At 42.9% G+C, this 17,812-nt stretch carries 13 protein-coding genes and 1 tRNA gene; 8 read left to right on the top strand and 6 right to left on the bottom strand.

Going from position 1 to position 17,812, the window contains the following annotated elements; translation table 11 throughout:
• Positions 1-181 precede the first annotated feature (181 nt).
• A complete protein-coding gene (locus B2575_RS13420) occupies positions 182-877 on the top strand; it encodes a hypothetical protein (protein WP_296242658.1) in 696 nt (231 codons plus the stop codon).
• A 105-nt stretch (positions 878-982) separates the two neighbouring features.
• Positions 983-1,885 carry a tetratricopeptide repeat protein gene (locus B2575_RS13415; protein ID WP_296242656.1) on the top strand — a complete coding sequence of 301 codons (903 nt, stop codon included), beginning with the start codon at positions 983-985 and terminating at the stop codon, positions 1,883-1,885.
• Positions 1,886-1,958: 73 nt separating this feature from the next.
• Here B2575_RS13415 and B2575_RS13410 read toward each other — a convergent pair whose 3' ends face one another.
• Complete coding sequence (locus B2575_RS13410; RefSeq protein WP_296242654.1) at positions 1,959-3,161, bottom strand: serine hydrolase domain-containing protein; 1,203 nt, start codon at positions 3,159-3,161, stop codon at positions 1,959-1,961.
• A gap of 149 nt (positions 3,162-3,310) precedes the next feature.
• On the opposite strand from B2575_RS13410, the gene B2575_RS13405 reads away from it, so the two are divergent.
• Complete coding sequence (locus B2575_RS13405; protein WP_296242653.1) at positions 3,311-4,066, top strand: lysozyme inhibitor LprI family protein; 756 nt, start codon at positions 3,311-3,313, stop codon at positions 4,064-4,066.
• 137 nt (positions 4,067-4,203) lie between these two features.
• On the opposite strand, the gene B2575_RS13400 is transcribed toward B2575_RS13405, so the two are convergent.
• On the bottom strand, positions 4,204-6,339 hold the full coding sequence (locus B2575_RS13400) for an NADPH-dependent 2,4-dienoyl-CoA reductase (RefSeq protein ID WP_296242651.1): 2,136 nt from the start codon (positions 6,337-6,339) through the stop codon (positions 4,204-4,206).
• A 432-nt stretch (positions 6,340-6,771) separates the two neighbouring features.
• Here B2575_RS13400 and B2575_RS13395 point away from each other — a divergent pair, with 432 nt between their 5' ends.
• On the top strand, positions 6,772-8,436 hold the full coding sequence (locus tag B2575_RS13395; RefSeq protein ID WP_296242650.1) for an AMP-binding protein: 1,665 nt from the start codon (positions 6,772-6,774) through the stop codon (positions 8,434-8,436).
• A gap of 127 nt (positions 8,437-8,563) precedes the next feature.
• Here the strand turns inward: B2575_RS13395 and B2575_RS13390 are convergent, their stop codons facing one another.
• The 4 genes from B2575_RS13390 to hemA form a co-directional block, all read right to left on the bottom strand.
• The gene (locus B2575_RS13390; RefSeq protein WP_296242648.1) at positions 8,564-8,983 is read right to left on the bottom strand and encodes a DUF6691 family protein; all 420 of its coding nucleotides are present in this window, start codon (positions 8,981-8,983) and stop codon (positions 8,564-8,566) included.
• A gap of 98 nt (positions 8,984-9,081) precedes the next feature.
• A complete protein-coding gene (locus tag B2575_RS13385; protein WP_201605939.1) occupies positions 9,082-9,519 on the bottom strand; it encodes a YeeE/YedE family protein in 438 nt (145 codons plus the stop codon).
• Positions 9,520-9,679: 160 nt separating this feature from the next.
• A complete protein-coding gene (locus B2575_RS13380; protein WP_296242646.1) occupies positions 9,680-10,813 on the bottom strand; it encodes an aminotransferase class V-fold PLP-dependent enzyme in 1,134 nt (377 codons plus the stop codon).
• A 665-nt stretch (positions 10,814-11,478) separates the two neighbouring features.
• Positions 11,479-12,834, bottom strand: a complete 1,356-nt coding sequence (hemA, locus tag B2575_RS13375; protein ID WP_296242644.1) for a glutamyl-tRNA reductase — start codon at positions 12,832-12,834, stop codon at positions 11,479-11,481.
• Between the two features lie 551 nt (positions 12,835-13,385).
• Between hemA and B2575_RS13370 the strand changes: the two genes are divergently transcribed.
• The 4 genes from B2575_RS13370 (at position 13,386) to B2575_RS13355 (ending at position 17,578) form a co-directional block, all read left to right on the top strand.
• Positions 13,386-15,335 (top strand): tetratricopeptide repeat protein, encoded by a 1,950-nt coding sequence (locus B2575_RS13370; protein WP_296242642.1) that lies wholly within the window; start codon positions 13,386-13,388, stop codon positions 15,333-15,335.
• 156 nt (positions 15,336-15,491) lie between these two features.
• Complete coding sequence (lolB, locus tag B2575_RS13365; protein WP_296242640.1) at positions 15,492-16,124, top strand: lipoprotein insertase outer membrane protein LolB; 633 nt, start codon at positions 15,492-15,494, stop codon at positions 16,122-16,124.
• 232 nt (positions 16,125-16,356) lie between these two features.
• Entirely contained in the window at positions 16,357-17,337 is a 981-nt protein-coding gene (gene ispE / locus B2575_RS13360) for a 4-(cytidine 5'-diphospho)-2-C-methyl-D-erythritol kinase (RefSeq protein WP_296242639.1), read from the top strand.
• 165 nt (positions 17,338-17,502) lie between these two features.
• Positions 17,503-17,578 (top strand) — tRNA-Gln (locus B2575_RS13355).
• Positions 17,579-17,812: the final 234 nt, after the last annotated feature.

Here is a 17,812-nt window from a genome sequence, read left to right as displayed (position 1 = left end):
ATGACTTTTGCAAGAGGTCTAATATATAACTTTTTACAGTATGATAAAAATATTACTTATGATAATAAATACTTAGCATCAGAATATGATGCTATTCGGTTAGACTATGTTATTTGCCAAATGTATGATGACGATAGACAGTGTTTTAACTGTGAAAAATAGTTACAAGTGACTAAATCATATGAAATGTGAAATATTATTCGAATCCTTACTTAATGTATTGGTAGTTTGCTTACTTTTAACAGGCTGTGATAATGATATTGATCATCACCAAAAAAATCCCATATCTCAGAGTAATGACATAACCAAAACAAATAGCAAGCTCTCATCAGTAGTTGAAGAACCCTTGACAGTTCAAGGCTTTGAAGACTCCAAAGCCATCTTACGTCATGTTACTGATAGATGGGAGACCCCTATAAGCCCTGCTAAAAAAGAAAAGAACTATCAATCTTTACTCAATCTTGAAAAAAAGGGAGATATAGAGTTTGCTCAGCACAACTATGGTACGGCATGGAATAGGTATAGTATGGCTTCTATTCATTATCCGTCGCCTAAAGTACTAGTGAAAGCTGGTGACGCACAGATGAGTCATATTTTAAATCACTTTGAAACTATATGTGATTGTGATAGTAATGATTTACCAGAAGACATAAGAAGAAAAAATTTTCAGTTAGATTACTTGCAGTATATTATTAGAAGAGAATATGGTTTAGCACTTGATTTCAACCGCTACCCTAAGAAAAACTACAACAATGAACAGAGTCTAAATAAAGAACAAGAGCAACAATTAATCCAAAAAATTAAATGTCCAAATGAGAAACTTGATTTTGAAGGTGATTCAGCCGATGTTTCAATTTTAAAACCATGTCTTGATTGATCAATCGCAAAAAAAGGTCGATTGCATACCCGTACCACAGGGTAAAAATTATGAGCAAGTGAGTCCGAATCAGCCTGTTCAATAGCATTTTCTAACGAGGTTTTGATGTATCAAAGAAAAATCACCCCTTTAATTCAGTCTTTATTACTGGCCACGTTATTCTCTAGTGGCTTAATGGCTGCTGCTTGCTCAGCCGAATCATCAAACATACCAGTACTATCAGATCAAAGTACCCCTAATGAAATGTACGAACTCGGCCTCGCCTACTATGAGGGCGATTCAGTCCCTGAAGATGATGACAAAGCTTTTGAACTGTTTCAAAAATCTGCCGATCAAGGCTACGCACCTGCTAAACATTATCTAGGTATTATGTATTATGAAGGTTTGGGCGTAGATCAAAATTATCAAAAAGCATTTGAATGGATCGAGCAAGCTGCCAACCAAGGATATGCTAATGCTCAATTCGATCTTGGAGTTATATATCATGAAGGTATTGCTGTCGAACAAGATGAGATAAAAAAACTTGAATGGTTTCAACAAGCTGCTAACCAAGGATACACTGATGCTCAATTCAATCTCGGAATTATGTATCATGAGAGTATTGGTATTGAGCAAGATTATCAAAAAGCAATGCAGTGGTATCTACTAGCAGCTAACAATGGATCTTTTGACGCTCAAAATAATATTGGTAATTTTTACGAATACGGTTATGGTGTGACGCAAGACTATGACAAAGCTTTTGAGTGGTATGCCAAAGCGGCTGACCAAGGGTTAGATGTGGCACAACTTAATATTGGTGGTCTCTACGAGAATGGCTATGGCGTCCCTCAAGACTATGACACAGCTTTTGAATGGTACAAAAAAGCGGCCGATCAAGGCAATCAAGAAGCCAGCAATCGCATTGGTAGATTGGTCATGAATGGTAAAATTGACGATGAAGGTATCACTATATACAGCACACAAGAAACTGGTCTCACATTAGGTGATATTGAAGATATGAGCCAATGATAATGATGGCTGTATGAGCCAGTATTTTTTTAGCTCATACAGCCACTAATTTATGAAATGTTTAACAATTCCATCAATCCGCCAAACTATCCAACATCGTCTTCACTTCAGTCACATACTGACCCAAATCTGGCTCTAAATGAAAACCTTCTACTGGAGTGGGTAAGCCTTTTTGTTTACCTAGCCTAACGATAATCGCGTTCTCTTCTGGCAGCACCAATACCCGCTGACCTAAGTGACCAAGCATGGCGTAAAATGGAATCGGACTGTCCATATCCGTCCACACCGAATGTCCGTAAACTTGCGCTTGCCCTTCTGCAAATGCTGCGGCATTGGGCGTAATCATAAAATCAACGTGCGCTTTGCTAAGCAGTTGCTCACCTTGCCATTCGCCACCATTCAATAGCAATTGCCCAAATTTTGCAAAGTCCAATGCACTGGCATTTAAACAGCAATAAACCTTCTCAATATTTTTTGAACCATCAAGTGACCAATAGCCGTCACCTTGCATTCCAAGTGGTTGCCAAAACTTCTCTTCTAAATAGCTAGAGATAGTATAGCCATGCTCTGCGAGCGCCCGTGATAATGCAATGCCAAGCATTTGCGTATCGCCTGAGGAGTATTCAAACCGACCGCCGCATTCTTGCACAAAATCTCGATTGACCATTTGCTTGACCAAGTCATGACCATAATAGGATTCAGCAGTCGGATTGATCGGAAAATAATAGTCCTCGGTCCAATCATAACCCGAGGTCATCGCTGATAAATCTGCGAGAGTGCAGTTTTGCGCATACTTGTTTTCAGCGTATTCTGGTAGCCAGTTGCTAATCGGCTCATCGATACTACCGATATAACCGTCTTCTACCGCTTTTAGATATAACATAGTTGTGATGGTTTTTGCCATCGAAAAGCTATTGGTGTGCGAGTCGCTACCATAGCCTTGCCAGTAGTTTTCGTACACCAGCTTGCCGTCCTTGATAATAGCAAAGGCGACAGTCTCATCGATATCTAAGGCATTTTGTAAGGTAGGCGTCAGACTAACGTGCTCAAAGTTGGCACCTTCTTCCCAAGCGATAGGGTCTTTGGCAGCAATAGTCCGATTATCAAAATCGATATAATCATCGATATTAGCGGTATTTTCACCTTTAAGATAAGTGAGTTGCAGACCGCGAAAGATATAAGCATTGCCCGTCACCACTAAACCTAAACTAATAAGAATTAATAACGCTAAAATAGGTAAAAATATCCATTTAAACAGGGTTTTTAACACTACCATTATAAAATCCTTTTTTTATGGCGTGATTGGTGCGTACGATTGAGTATCGCTGATAGGTTTAGCGTAGCATAGATATGAATTACTGAAAGTTAAAATAAACTTATGTTTATTATAAAGTAACTGCTATATTCAAGCTTATGGAGAATAATATGAAAAAATTAACCTTAACTACAATCAGTACTTTAGGCATTTACCTCTTATCCACTTATGCAAACTCAGCCAGTTTTGATTGTAATAAAGCTTCTACTTGGGTAGAAAAAACTATTTGTAAAAGTCCTGAGCTATCCAAGCTTGATGAAGCGATGGCAAAAAAATATATAAAAGATCTCAATAACGCAGCTAATGACGAAGACAGCGAAGTATATAAAAATAATGCAATTATAGATCAGAAATTATGGTTAAATTTTCAACGGAATACTTGTAAAGATACCAAATGCCTTATACGTGAGTATGAAGAACATATCGGAGAAAAGACAGGTTCTGACTGGAACGATGATTTAGATTCTTCTGATTTACCTGATAAAAATGCGTTTGGAGAATTCTCTAAAAACTTCCAGATTTCAGTATATAACGTAGACGGCAAACGCAACAATACTTTTCAAGATGCAACGAATACTTTATCGATTAATAATGTTGATAATAAACCTCATATCTCTGTGATTGAAAGTATCCTGATTTTTAATAATTTACACACCTGTGGAATTGAAGAAAGTATTGCAACATGGTCACAAAATCACTGGGTAATTTATGATGATAGCCAAGATAAAGAAGTTAGGCTAAGGTTATATCCTGCACCTTATAAAGGTAAGAATCAGTTACTATTAAGAGACATTGATTATCAATTTAGCTCAGGGCGTTGTGGAGTGCGCGGCTATTTTGACAGCATTATATTAGAACATCAGTAAGTGAGCCGAGTGTCTTAATATTGCCTGAAGCAATATTATGCTGAACTGAAGCTCTATTACAAGAAACTAAATCTACCAAACCAAAAAAAGCGGCAAGATAATCTATCTTGCCGCTCTCATTACTTCTGAACTAAACCTTAAATCGCTGCCGCAACCTCAGCACCATCTCTTATAGCACGCTTAGCATCCAGCTCAGCCGCCAGCTTAGCACCACCAATTAGATGGTATTGTGCGTCAGGCGCATCACCGACGTTTGGCATCAGCTCAACCACTGACTCTTGACCAGCACAGACCACGACGCTATCGACACGTAGCAACTGGCTTTGACCTTGGTTATTGGTTATCCAAATACCTTCATTAGTGATCTTATCGTACTGAGCACCTGATACTTGGATGACACCGTGTGATTTGACATGGGCACGATGTACCCAGCCCGAGGTTTTATTCAGCCCACTGCCCAAGCGACCTTTAGTACGCTGCATCAAGTACACTTGGCGGATAGGTTTAATGGCTTCAGGCTTAATCAGTCCACCATCAGTTTGATATTTAGTATCATTTGTCACGCCCCACTCTTCACGCCACTCTTCGATAGACTGCGCTTTTGGACGATAGCTTGGATCTTTTAACAACTCTGGACCTAGCTCATCTAATGGCTGACCATGCTTGGCGGTCAGATATTCACTAACGTCAAAACCGATACCACCAGCACCAATGACAGCAACGGTATCACCGACAGATTTCTCGCCAGAGAGTAATTCCGCATAGCTCATTACTTGTGGCAAATCCGCGCCTTCCAGTTTGCCAGCTAGGCTTCTAGGGACAACACCAGTTGCGACGATGACATGATGGAATTTGGCTTTCTCAAGCATGGCTTTATCAACTTTGGTATTGAGTTTAATCTCAACGCCTAAGTGCTCAAGCTCATTAATATAATAGCGGATGGTCTCAAAGAACTCTTCTTTACCAGGGATAACTTTGGCGTAGTTAAACTGTCCACCTAAGATATCTTTTGCTTCAAACAAGGTGACCTCATGACCACGCAAGGCAGCAACGTGCGCCGCTGACATACCAGCAACACCGCCACCGATGACGGCGACTTTTTTAGGTTTCTTGGTTTTCTTATAAACCAATTCTGTCTCATAACACGCTTGTGGATTAACCAGACAAGTCGAGCGTTTATTTTCAAAGGTATGATCGAGACAAGCTTGGTTACAGGCAATACAGGTATTAATACGATCGGCTTGACCATCTTTGGCTTTATTGACCCAATGGGCATCGGCTAAGAACGGACGCGCCATTTGAATCATATCGGCCTGACCACTAGCGACGATGTCTTCTGCGGTTTCAGGCATATTGATACGGTTGGCTGCCATCATTGGGATGCTGATATGCTTTTTAATTTCAGCGGTGAAATCAACAAAAGCGGCACGCGGCACACTGGTGACAATCGTCGGAACACGCGCTTCATGCCAGCCGATACCCGTATTCATGATGGTCACGCCCGCTTCTTCTAGCGCTTTGGCAACGGTGATAACTTCATCCATGACATTACCGTCTTTGACCAGATCAATCACTGACAAGCGGAATAGGATAATGAAATCTTCACCGGCAGCTGCGCGTACGGCTTTGACGACATCAACCGCCAGCTTCATACGACCTTGAATATCACCACCGTATTCGTCGGTACGTTGATTCACATGACGCGATAAAAACTGATTGAGCAAATAGCCTTCTGAACCCATGATTTCCACACCATCATAACCCGCTTGCTTGGCAAGTTTAGCCGAACGGGCATAATCTTTTACCGTTTGTTCGATGTTTTTAATACTCATCTTACGCGGCTTAAATGGTGAAATTGGTGATTTTATTGGACTAGAGGAGACGACAAACGGATGATAGCCGTAACGACCACTGTGCAAGATTTGCATGATGATTTTGCTGTCATATTTATGCGCCGCACGAGTCACACGCTGATGGTTAATCACGTCCGCTTTACTATTCATGGTACCACCAGCAGGGAGCAACCAGCCTTCGCGATTGGGTGAAATACCGCCAGTAATCATCATCGCTACGCCACCTTTGGCACGTTCAGCAAAATATGCCGCTAGCTTACCATAATTATAAAAACGGTCTTCAAGCCCCGTATGCATTGAGCCCATCACCATGCGGTTTTTAAGCGTCGTAAAGCCTAAATCTAGCGGCTCAAATAAATGTGGGTAGTGTTCATTGGTGCTAGCAGTCTCGATGGTATTGGCAGTGCGGCTGGCGGACATATCATTTTCCTTATGAATGGTTTGTGGAAATGCTTGTTAAAGCTGGCTGGGCTTTTTAAAAGTTAAGATTTTTAAAAATGAGGCTTTTAGAAATAGTTAAGCGATAGGATTTAACATCACTGGTATCGTAACACACCGCCATTATCATCAGCTATGCAGACAAGCGACTGATGAGTGAACACTATGTGAATTAGGCTAATTGATCATGTGATCCAATATAAGAAAGCGCTAAAAACATACTCGCTTTTCACAGAGCATTGTCTATAATGGACGAACAAATATTTACCGTGAGTCATCTATCGGCGAGTTGCTACAAGGAAGGTCAGCAAAATATTAATAGCTTAGCAAGCAGTGATAAATAACGAAGCCAACTTTATAGCAAGTTTGTAGCGTATTCACTGAATTATAACAGCAAGATAAAGGACTATCCCCATGACAGACTTCCACACAGGTCTCGGCAAAAATGCTGCCAACCATCAACCGCTTACCCCTATCGACTTTATTATCCGTAGTGCTCAGGTCTATCCCGATAAAACTGCCATCATTTATGACGATTTAACACATAATAATCTGACGCAAACGTGGCAGCAGACTTACGATCGCTGTCGTCAATTGGCGGATGGGCTACGCAAATTAGGCATCGATAAAAACGACACAGTTGCAGTCATGATGCCAAACACCCCAGCGATGATCGAATGCGCTTTTGGTGTACCGATGTCAGGTGGCGTACTTTGTACACTGAACACCCGCCTCGACATCAACGCCCTTACCTTTTGTCTGCAACACTCAGAAGCCAAAGTGTTGATTCTAGACAGCGAGTTTGCTGAACATGCTGAAATTATCGATGAAGCCTTCCCTAACCTAATCGTGATTCATGCGACAGATGCGGCGCTCGATACTGAACGTTTTGGACAAATGAGCTACGAAGCATTAATCGCCAGCTCAGACAGTTTAGATAATTGGGAAAAGCCACTCGATGAATGGGATGCTATCGCGCTCAACTATACCTCTGGCACCACTGGCAAGCCAAAAGGCGTGGTCTATCATCATCGCGGTGCGACACTCAATGCTGTCTCCAATATTTTAGATTGGGATATGCCCAAGCACCCGATGTATCTATGGACGCTACCATTATTTCACTGTAATGGTTGGTGCTTTCCGTGGACGATTGCCGAACGTGCAGGCGTCAATGTCTGCTTGCGTAAGATTGACGCTGATTTGATTTTGCAGCTGATTGCCAAGTATAAAGTCAGCCATTATTGCTCAGCGCCTGTGGTACACAATATGATTGCTGGCGGCAAACCTGAATATAAAGACGCCATTAATCATGAAGTCAAAGGCTGGGTCGCTGGTGCGCCGCCGTCTGAAACCATGCTCGCTGCCATGGAAGCCATGGGCTTTCATATCTCGCACGTTTACGGTCTTACCGAAGTCTATGGTCCAGTCACCGTCTGCGCTGAGCAGCAAGAATGGGATGAACTGGATATCGCTGCTCGCGCGCAAAAGAAATCACGTCAGGGCGTAACGTCACATTTAATGACTGGCTTTGAGCTATTTAAACAAGGCACCACGGAGCCGGTTGCCGCGAATGGCGAAGAAATGGGTGAACTGGCACTGCGCGGCAATATGGTGATGAAAGGTTATCTAAAAAGTCGAAAAGCCACCGAAGAAGCCTTTGCTGATGGCTGGTTCCGCACCGGTGATTTAGGGGTCAAATATCCTGACGGCTATATCAAAATCATGGACAGGCTTAAAGATATCATCATCTCAGGTGGCGAAAATATCTCAAGCATCGAAGTCGAAAACATCTTATATAAAATGCCAGAAATCCAAAGCTGTGCTGTTGTTGCCGCGCCGCATGATAAATGGGGCGAAGTACCGGTGGCATTTATCGAGATTCATGAAGGCAGCACCTTACAGCGTGACACTGTGATGGAGCATTGCAAGCAGCACTTAGCAGGTTTTAAAGTACCCAAATATATTGTCTTCGCTGAAATCCCAAAGACCAGCACTGGTAAAGTGCAGAAGTTTGAGCTGCGTCAAGCGGCTAAATCATTGGCACATGAGACGCCAAAAGTAACAGCAAGCGCTAAGTAAGCTTTTATCATTAAGCGTTAATAATACGGAAGTATCGTTAATATTAATGAAACATCATTGATAAAAAAGGGTCAGCCTAACTGAATTAGGCTGACCTTTTTATTGAGCTAAAAAAACCAAGCCAATGTTAATTAAGCTTTGGCTCTAGCCATTGATATACCAACATCCCCACTATCATTGCTGGGATAAAGACATAGGCCTGCCATTGTCCTGTGCCGAGCAGCACGATACCGGGTCCTGGACAAATACCGACCAAACCCCAGCCGATACCGAACAGCATCGCGCCAATCAGCAGTTTTTTATTAATGGTGGTTTTGGTTGGCATCTCAATTAATGACCCAATCCAGCTGGTCTGTTGACGCTTAGCCAACTGCACGCCAACTATCGCTACCATTAGACCGCCGCCCATCACCAGTGCCAGAGAAATATCCCATGCACCAAAGACGTCCAAAAAGCCTTGTACTTTAATAGGATCGGTCATGCCTGATATCAGCAGTCCAAAGCCAAATAATAACCCTGCCAGTAATCCAATTATATTTTTTAGCATGTTTTTTCTCGCACCTAATGTGTTAATCCAAGCGGTTATAACCATCCGATATAAACAATAGTCATCGCTATCTTCGCAACGTACTGTCTATGTGATTTTTAAATCAAACCCAAGACATGACGACCAATATAAACCGTCACAATGCCAAACAACATAAAGGTAACCGTCGCCGCCATCGATCGTGGTGACAGTCGCGCATTACCGCAAATACCATGTCCACTGGTGCAACCTGAACCCAAACGTGTGCCAAAACCAACCAGTAATCCTGCCCCAATAAGCAGTGGCAAAGAGCGACTAATCTCTATATCGGGCAACGGTTTTACCAGACCATAAAATAATGGCGAGATAACAAGACCAAGTATAAATAACACCTGCCACATCTCGACGCGCTTGGGCTTAAGAAGACTTGAGAAAATACCACTAATACCCGCAATACGACCAATGCCCAATAGCAAGATGACCGTTGCAACGCCTAGCATCAGACCGCCTACCAAGGAAATTGGCGTAAAGGCCTGCCAATCTATTTGTATACTCATAATATTTACCTAAGCCAATTTTTATCAAAACAGTTTTGAATATCGTTTTATATAAATACATTATATTATAAAATATAATAAATAGGTAAAAAAATACTGAACCCTCGTTACACGGGCTCAGTACTTTTTTACTTAAAAAACATCTTACAAGATAAAGATATTATTTCGCCAATACTTCATCAAGTGCAGTTTCAAAACGCTGTACTGCTCCGTCTACATCAGTCAATTTATCTAGACCAAATAAACCTAAGCGGAACGTTTTAAAGTTATCCGGCTCACCAACTTTTAACGGTACACCAGCAGCGATTTGCATGCCTGTTTCGGCAAACGCACTGCCTTTATGCATATCATCGCGATCGGTATAAGCAACCACAACGCCTGGCGCTTCAAAACCTTTTGCTGCAACGCTTTCAATGCCTTTAGCGGCTAATACTTCACGAATACGGTTGCCCAATTGCCACTGCGCATCACACAATTTATCAAAGCCAATCTCTTTTGACTCTAAAATAGTATCGCGGAATTGACGTAAGCTATCGGTTGGCATGGTGGCATGATAAGCGTGACCGCCATTTTCATAGGCACGCATGACATTTAACCACTGCTTTAAGTCTAAGCTAAAGCTGTCTGATTCTGTATTGTCTACTTTTTCGATTGCCGCAGCGCTTAGCATGACTAAGCCTGCACACGGAGTGCTACTCCACCCTTTTTGCGGGGCGCTGATGAGAACATCAATACCCAAGTCTTTCATGTCCAACCACACACAACCTGAAGCGATACAATCAATGACCAATAAACCGCCAACGCTATGTACAGCCGCGCTTAGCGCTTTGATATAGTCTGATGATAAAATAATACCCGATGAGGTTTCGACGTGCGGCGCAAAGACCACTGCTGGTTTCTCTGCTTTAATTTTAGCAACGGCTTCATCGATATCAACGGGGGCAAATGGTTTTGGTGACTCACCCTCTTCACGATGTGCCGTCAATACCGTAGACGACTTGGCGATTTTGCCTTTTTCTAAAATTTGCGTCCAGCGATAGCTAAACCAACCGTTACGAATAATGAGACAATCTTCATCATTGGCCAATTGGCGCGCAACGGCTTCCATTCCATAAGTGCCAGCACCGGGTACAATGACCACTGCTTCGGCGTTATACACGGATTTTAGGTCGCTAGATAGGTCATTCATCACTTGCTGAAAGACTTTTGACATGTGGTTTAAGGCGCGGTCAGTATAGACCACTGAGTATTCTAATAAGCCGTTTGGATCAATATCTTGACGTAATGCAGTCATAGGAAGCTCCTAGTTTATAGTTAGATAGTTTAATTTTTCTCAAGCATTGGCTATAGCAAAATCCAGATACTCTCTTAAACCAACCTGCCTTAATAACGCTAACCAATCTAGAAACCTACTGTTCGCCAACTTAGCCAAATAATGCTTCTATTAGATAACATGGTTGTCAAATAACGTCTTTGTTAAATAATATGGCTGTCAAATAGCATTTCTGACCAATAGCATAGTCGTTAGATTGCATAGCAGCTAGATACTACTATGGGTAGTATTAACTGAATATTAATATTGGGTAATAGTCGAGAGCATGACGCAGGGTTGACGATATAGCACTTTATCCTAGCGCTATTGCCGTTGGTGATTGTGTTTTGCACGCCGTGTTTTTATTGATTTTAGACAAAGTCGTACAGAACAGGTGCGCCACTATAGGGGCTACGCGGTGGTAGGCTAATAATGGTCACTAACAACTGATGAGATGAATAGGCATCAAGCGAGAACATATACACTAAGGTTTTGGAGAATAACCGCTCGCGTATAACAAAAGATTATCATCACTTAATATACTCATAACAGCTTGATATTAGCACTGATAATGCAGGTTGACAACGATATGTTTGCGCAATAATAAGGTTTGCGCCACTTACGTTTTTTTGATCAGTCAATAATGGCTATCGACGTCCGCGATGAGCCTCTTGCAGCCCAGACACCACAAAGTCTAGCAGTTCACTATCCCCTTCACGGGCAGCCTTACGCATAAGCTTCGATGGTGCGTGAGTTAGCGTCTGCGTCAGCCGGCGTGACAGCTCAATGATAATATCTTCAGGACTGGCATTATCCTGTTGTAGCTTGGCAATAGATTCATGCAGGAGTTTATCTACTTGGTCCTGCGTATGCGTGCGATACTGCTGAATGTCTTTACCGACTTGGCGCACTTGAAAGCTGCGATCCATCTCAACGACTAATTGGCTAACGAGCAGTTCCGCATCGACTGCCGCTTGCCTACGCTGTTCGATATTGCCAGCGATCACGTGTTGTAGATCATCGACAGAGTAAAGATAAACATCATCGATACGACTAATGGTCGAGTCAATATCACGCGGTACGGCTAAGTCAATCATCAACATAGGCTGATAACGACGATGTTTCAGCGCGCGCAAAGTCATGGTTTTATCGATCAACACATCCATACTACCGCTACAGCTACTAACGATGTCGGCTTCTGCTAAAACTTGTGGTAACTCTTGCAAAGGTCTGACTTCTACCAAGTGACCTGCGCGGCGTAGCTCCACTGCCAGCGCTTCAGCGCGTTCAGGGTTGCGGTTGCAAATAATCACACGACCTACACCAAGCCCAGCAATGTGGGTGGCAACCAAACGGTTCATCTCGCCTGCCGCGACCACCAGCAATGTGCGACTGGGTAAATCATCAAATATTTGCGTCACCAATTTGGCGGCCGCATAGCTAAGCGATACTGCTTGAGCACCCACTTGGGTCTCGTTACGGACGCGTTTGGCGGCAGCAAATACTTGATCTATAATCCAGCCAAGCTGATTACTCAGGGCTTTTTGTTCTTGCGCGAGCTGTACTGAGCGCTTGATTTGACCGAGTATCTGCGGCTCACCCAATATCATAGAGTCAAGCCCTGCGGCGACCCTAAGCCAATGGGTCAGCGCGTGAGTGTCACGGTGCACATAAAGATAGGGTTCAATCTCAGACAGTGACAACTGCTTAAAGTCAGCAAGCCACGCTTTAATTTTTAAGATATGAGCACTAATGGCCGCCGAAGATGTCTGAGCACCGACCGCGCCATTAGCAGACAAAGAGGGAACATCTTGCGGCTCTGCTAACTGCGGCACGAGCGCATAGATTTCCGTACGATTGCAAGTAGAAACAATCACACTGCCATCAGTAAAGGCCTCTAATTGTTTGAGAGCGATATTCACATCGTCACCCACAAGCGCCAAGCGCTCTCTCAGAGCGACTGGTGCAGTTTTGTGATTGACCCCAATGACCACTAATCTCATTATTGATAGACCATAAACATGACGCTCACCTGCCAGCCCACGCTATCTCATTATTTTTAAAAGACAGTTGTAGACGACAGCGCTGAAAGGAAGACTCTAAAAGCCGCTTATTATATCATTATTGCCAGCTTTAATTAACACTCAGCTATCGATGATAGCTATTTGCTTGTATCTGGGCACATGAGTAACAAATCAACTACCGATACGATTGTTAAAACCAATATCTATGTTTTAACGAGTGCTTATAGAAATGGATAAAAATCATTCGCTTACTTGACGTTAACTTGTTATATTTTCACAATATTTAGGCTAAGATTTACAACCAATGAAATACCTCGTTGATACAGGTTATCGGCCAATCCTACTTTGTTAGCAAAAATTTGGTAGAGCGGCTGCTATTAATAACGGAGTAACACGGGCACTATTGTTTATCCCATCAGTCTGCTTTTATAATGTCAGGCATGGGTACTCGTTACCAATAGTTAGTCTGAAATGATTAAAATAAAATTGTCTTATCGATATAGATGAACAATGGGCGAATACGGTTATCTATGATTTTTTTTGGGTCATTATTTCGATCACAACTTGCGCATGACGACCAATCTAATCTGCGTGCTCTATTGCATGCGGTTATCGAACGTCTGTGCCAGCGTTATAAGCTAACCTTGTCGTTGGCCTTATGCTTATGCTTAGGATCGTCTTCCGTTCATGCCAGTCATCCTGATATCTCGCTCGAAGCCCCTGTACCCAAACTATCCATTGCTGATAAGAACGACAAGGCAGTCCGTAGCGACGGCATTGATAATAGCCACTCAACGCTACCAGCAACTACTCCTACCAATACACAACCAATAGAAAGTGTCGCCAATATTAATGGGTTAGCGCCAACTACCTTATGGCAACCTGAGCTCAAAGAGCCTAGCCTGTATGCGCTGCTTGATGCAGAATTCGCAGCAGATCGCGGTGATAGACAACGAGCAATTACCATCTATAAGCAGCAAGCGTTTAAAGACGATGCAACTGCCGTGTTTGAAAGAGCACTCAGCCTTTCTTTACGCACCGAAAGGGTTGAGAAATCGTTACAATTTGCCAAGTCATGGCAAGACCAAAATCCGGATCACGTGCCTGCTTGGTTTTATGTGGCGCATTTGGCCCTGCGAGCACACGATTATCTGTTAGCTGGCGAAACCTTGAATCGTATTCTGCTTTATGACCCTAGAGCGGACTTAAGCGAAATCCTTATCGGTATCTATCCAAACAATGATGAAGACAAACGTGAATTACTCGCCGCTTTGCAACCACTAGATAGCGAGCAGAATGCCTCATTGTCGGTATTGAAAGCAGGGTTGCTTTACCAATTTAACGAGCCTGAGATTGCCATTGTCCATATCAATCGTGCGCTAGAACGCCAGCCTGACTACGTACCTTTTATTACACTAAAGGCAGACATACTGCGCAAAATCGTCACGGCTGAAACCGTCGTCAATTATGTGAGCCAAGCACGCCTGCGTAATCCCGATAGTAAAAGTCTCTATCTGTATGAGATTCGCTACTTGCTTGACTTAAAGCAAAGCCAAGAAGCGTGGCAATTATTGCTGGATGCCCATGGTCGCTTTGCTGATGATGCCGAGATTACTTTGCTGGCGGCGTTGGTGAGTTTGGATATCGAAGAATATAACAGTGCCGATGAGCTACTCAATATGCTCGCAAAAAACCCCGCTTACCTTGATCAAGCTTATTATTACCTTGGCATCAGTGCCGAGCGTCAGCAGCACTTTGACCAAGCCAAATACTATCTCAACGGTGTCATGCAAGAAGACTTGGTATTAGAGGCTCGTAGAAAAGTAGTGGCTTTTGAATTGCTTAACGACGATGTAGATGCGGCGATTGCCACTTTAGAAAAGCTGCGTAAAGACTTTAACGTCTTTGCGCCAGATACCTTTGTGCTGCAAGCCGATATTTTATGGCAGCAAAATGAGTCCGAAGAAGCCCTGCGCCTACTAACCAAAGCTGCTCGCAAGTATCCTGATAATGAGATGCTCTTGTTCGCACGCGCCCAGCTGCTTGACGACAAAGACGACTATATTGTTAAGCGTACCTTGCTCAATCATCTGCAAACACTTGACCCAACCAACCTCTCCTACCAGCTCAGTTACGCGCAGCTATTGCTAGCCAATGAACGCAGCTCTGAACAAGGATTGGCATTGGCTACCGCCATCATTCAAATTCGCTATGATGACCCACGTTATGACAATGAACTGCACCTGCAAGCGCTGAATGTGCTGGCTGGCAATGCATTGGTCAATGAGAACTACCAACAAGTCATCGACTACCTGCAAACCCCTTACGATGTGTTTCCTACCTTGCGCTCTGGCAGCTTACTGCTGCGCGCTTATCAAGGTTTAGGCAACAATGAAAAAGTCGAGGCATTACTCGCAGACTTGCAGCAGCGCTTCTCATTTGGGCAACACAATATCAATGACCGTATACAGCTTTACTGACCCGCCGTTTTATAGTGGATAAATCGTTGCGTGCTATGATTACAAGGCACTCATAAGATGCTAACAGCCACGCATAACTGAGTAACATACAACCATTAAGCTAATCTATTTTCGAAACAATGATTTCGTAAATTTGTCTATTTTTGAGGAAACATCATGTCAGTATTGGTCAATGCTAATAAGCCTAATAAATTGGCGCTATTCGCTGCCGTGACAACCGCGCTCGTCATCACGTCTGGTTGTCAATCACTAAAAACAGCCAACGCTACTAACCAACCCAGCGCGACCTTACAAGGTCAAAACGCTGAGCAGCCGCAAAAGCTTGAGAACTTTAATATCACTGGCAAAATCGGTGTAACGATGCCCGCCAATGACACCACAGGCACTCAAGGTGGTAGTGCGTTCTATGCATGGGGGCAGCAGAATGATCGCTTTGCCATTGAGCTGATCGGCGCGCTCGGTATTGGTAAAACCAACATCGAGTATAATGGTCAAACCGCCACTTTAGTCAGCGAAAAAACAGGTACCTTAACTGCTGATGATCCTGAGACTTTACTCAAAAAGGCCACAGGATGGCAAGCGCCTATTTCACAAATGCCCTATTGGATATCTGGTCGCCCGGCGCCTTCCGATAGCGCACCACAGCTCGATGATCAGAATCGTTTAATCAGCTCAGTCAATGGTGAATGGACCGCAAGCTTCACCTATAAAGGGTCCGATAAGTTACCAAATAAAATCAGTGCCGTGCTGCCACAAGGCAATAAGGTGGTAATGACGATCAATCATTAAGACGTCATTGAATGATGAATAAATATAGTTGAATTCAAATGATTCCGATACAAGGAAGCCGATTGAGAGCTATACATTAGTATGGTTAGCGAGGCTGACGATGTATCGAATTTATATGAACTTGACTATAACTATCAAATCGTCAATATTTATTAACATAGCTGTCTATAACTGATGGTTATGGCGAAAAGTTATGATTAAAAACTATCACTGAGAACAATCATTAAGAACTATGATTAAAAACCTAGCCGCTACGCCTACTTCCACCATCACCCGCTTATCACCGGCAAAGATTAATCTGTTTTTGCATATCACAGGTAAGCGTGCTGATGGTTATCATAATTTGCAAACCGTGTTTCGCCTGCTTGATTGGGGCGATTATTTGCATTTCTCAGTCATAGATGAAGCCGTAATTTTTACAGTAGATAGTGAATCTACGGAAAATAGTAAATTGGATGCCAATAAGCTCTGTCATCAACTGCTAATATTGGCTGGTGCAGAGACTATAACTGTCGATATAGAAGACAACTTAATTTTTAAAGCAGCACGTGCATTGCTAGCGTCTGCCATACAGTCAGACACCTTACCTGAGCATTTAGCACCTGTGCATATCGCTTTAGATAAGCATTTGCCGATGGGTGCAGGCTTGGGTGGCGGCTCATCCAATGCCGCAACGACATTGATGACACTTAATGAAATTTGGCAGCTTAAATTGACGCAAGATAAGCTGATAAAAATTGCTGCCGCTATTGGCGCAGATGTGCCGATTTTTATCTTTGGGCAAGATGCGATTGCGATGGGTATTGGAGAGCAGTTAACCGCAATCAAGTTGCCCGACCAGCAATATTTAGTATTGACCCCCAATGCTCACGTTAATACTGCCAAGCTGTTCGCGCATCCTAAATTACAACGTGATATCGCTGTGCTATCGGTTGAGACAATTAAAAATAAGCAAGCCGACTATGTACAACATTTAAACACGCCCTATCACAATGTCTTTACGCCAGTGGTGACGAGCCTCGCCCATACGGTCAGCGAAGCATTACGTTACTTGCAAGGGTTAGAGGCGCAAGCACTCGGCACAGCACGAATGACAGGCTCTGGTAGCGCGGTGTTCTTGCCTTTGGATGCAAGCGTGGCTACTGACAAAGCACTTTTAGCAAAGTGGATTGAAGAGGCGCCTTGTTCTGCATATTTAGTTCGTAATCTATGAGTTAGATTTGAGCTGTAGTGCGAAGATAAAATGATTATAAATACAGCGTAAAGCGCTTTGTTGACCCGATATTCGTTTTTTTTGACCTATTTTTCAATAAACGCCATAAAAAGGCGCAAATGACTTGCAAAATCTGAAAATTTAATTATAATAGGTCGCCTCAATAGGGGTATAGCCAAGTTGGTAAGGCATCAGGTTTTGATCCTGACATCCGTTGGTTCGAGTCCAGCTACCCCTGCCATTTTTTAGTACGAAGCGTTTGATATGCAGTGATCATAGGTGGTTTATAAATAGCCGCTTATCTTATTGACATTGACAACGTTATCCCAGTTTCGGTATAGTTCGCAATGGACACCGCTAGGGAACAGTTATGTTGTAAACGGTTTTTCCGTTTACTAGATAACAAACAGGTCGTGACGCTACTTTAAGAATAACTGTTAGTAAAGTTATGATTAGATATCGACGTACACAGCCT

This window comes from Psychrobacter sp. UBA6739 (genome assembly GCF_002453835.1).
GTDB lineage: Bacteria > Pseudomonadota > Gammaproteobacteria > Pseudomonadales > Moraxellaceae > Psychrobacter > Psychrobacter immobilis_A.
The sequence above is the reverse complement of the archived record's forward strand: the minus strand, read 5'-3'. Positions and strand labels throughout refer to the sequence as shown.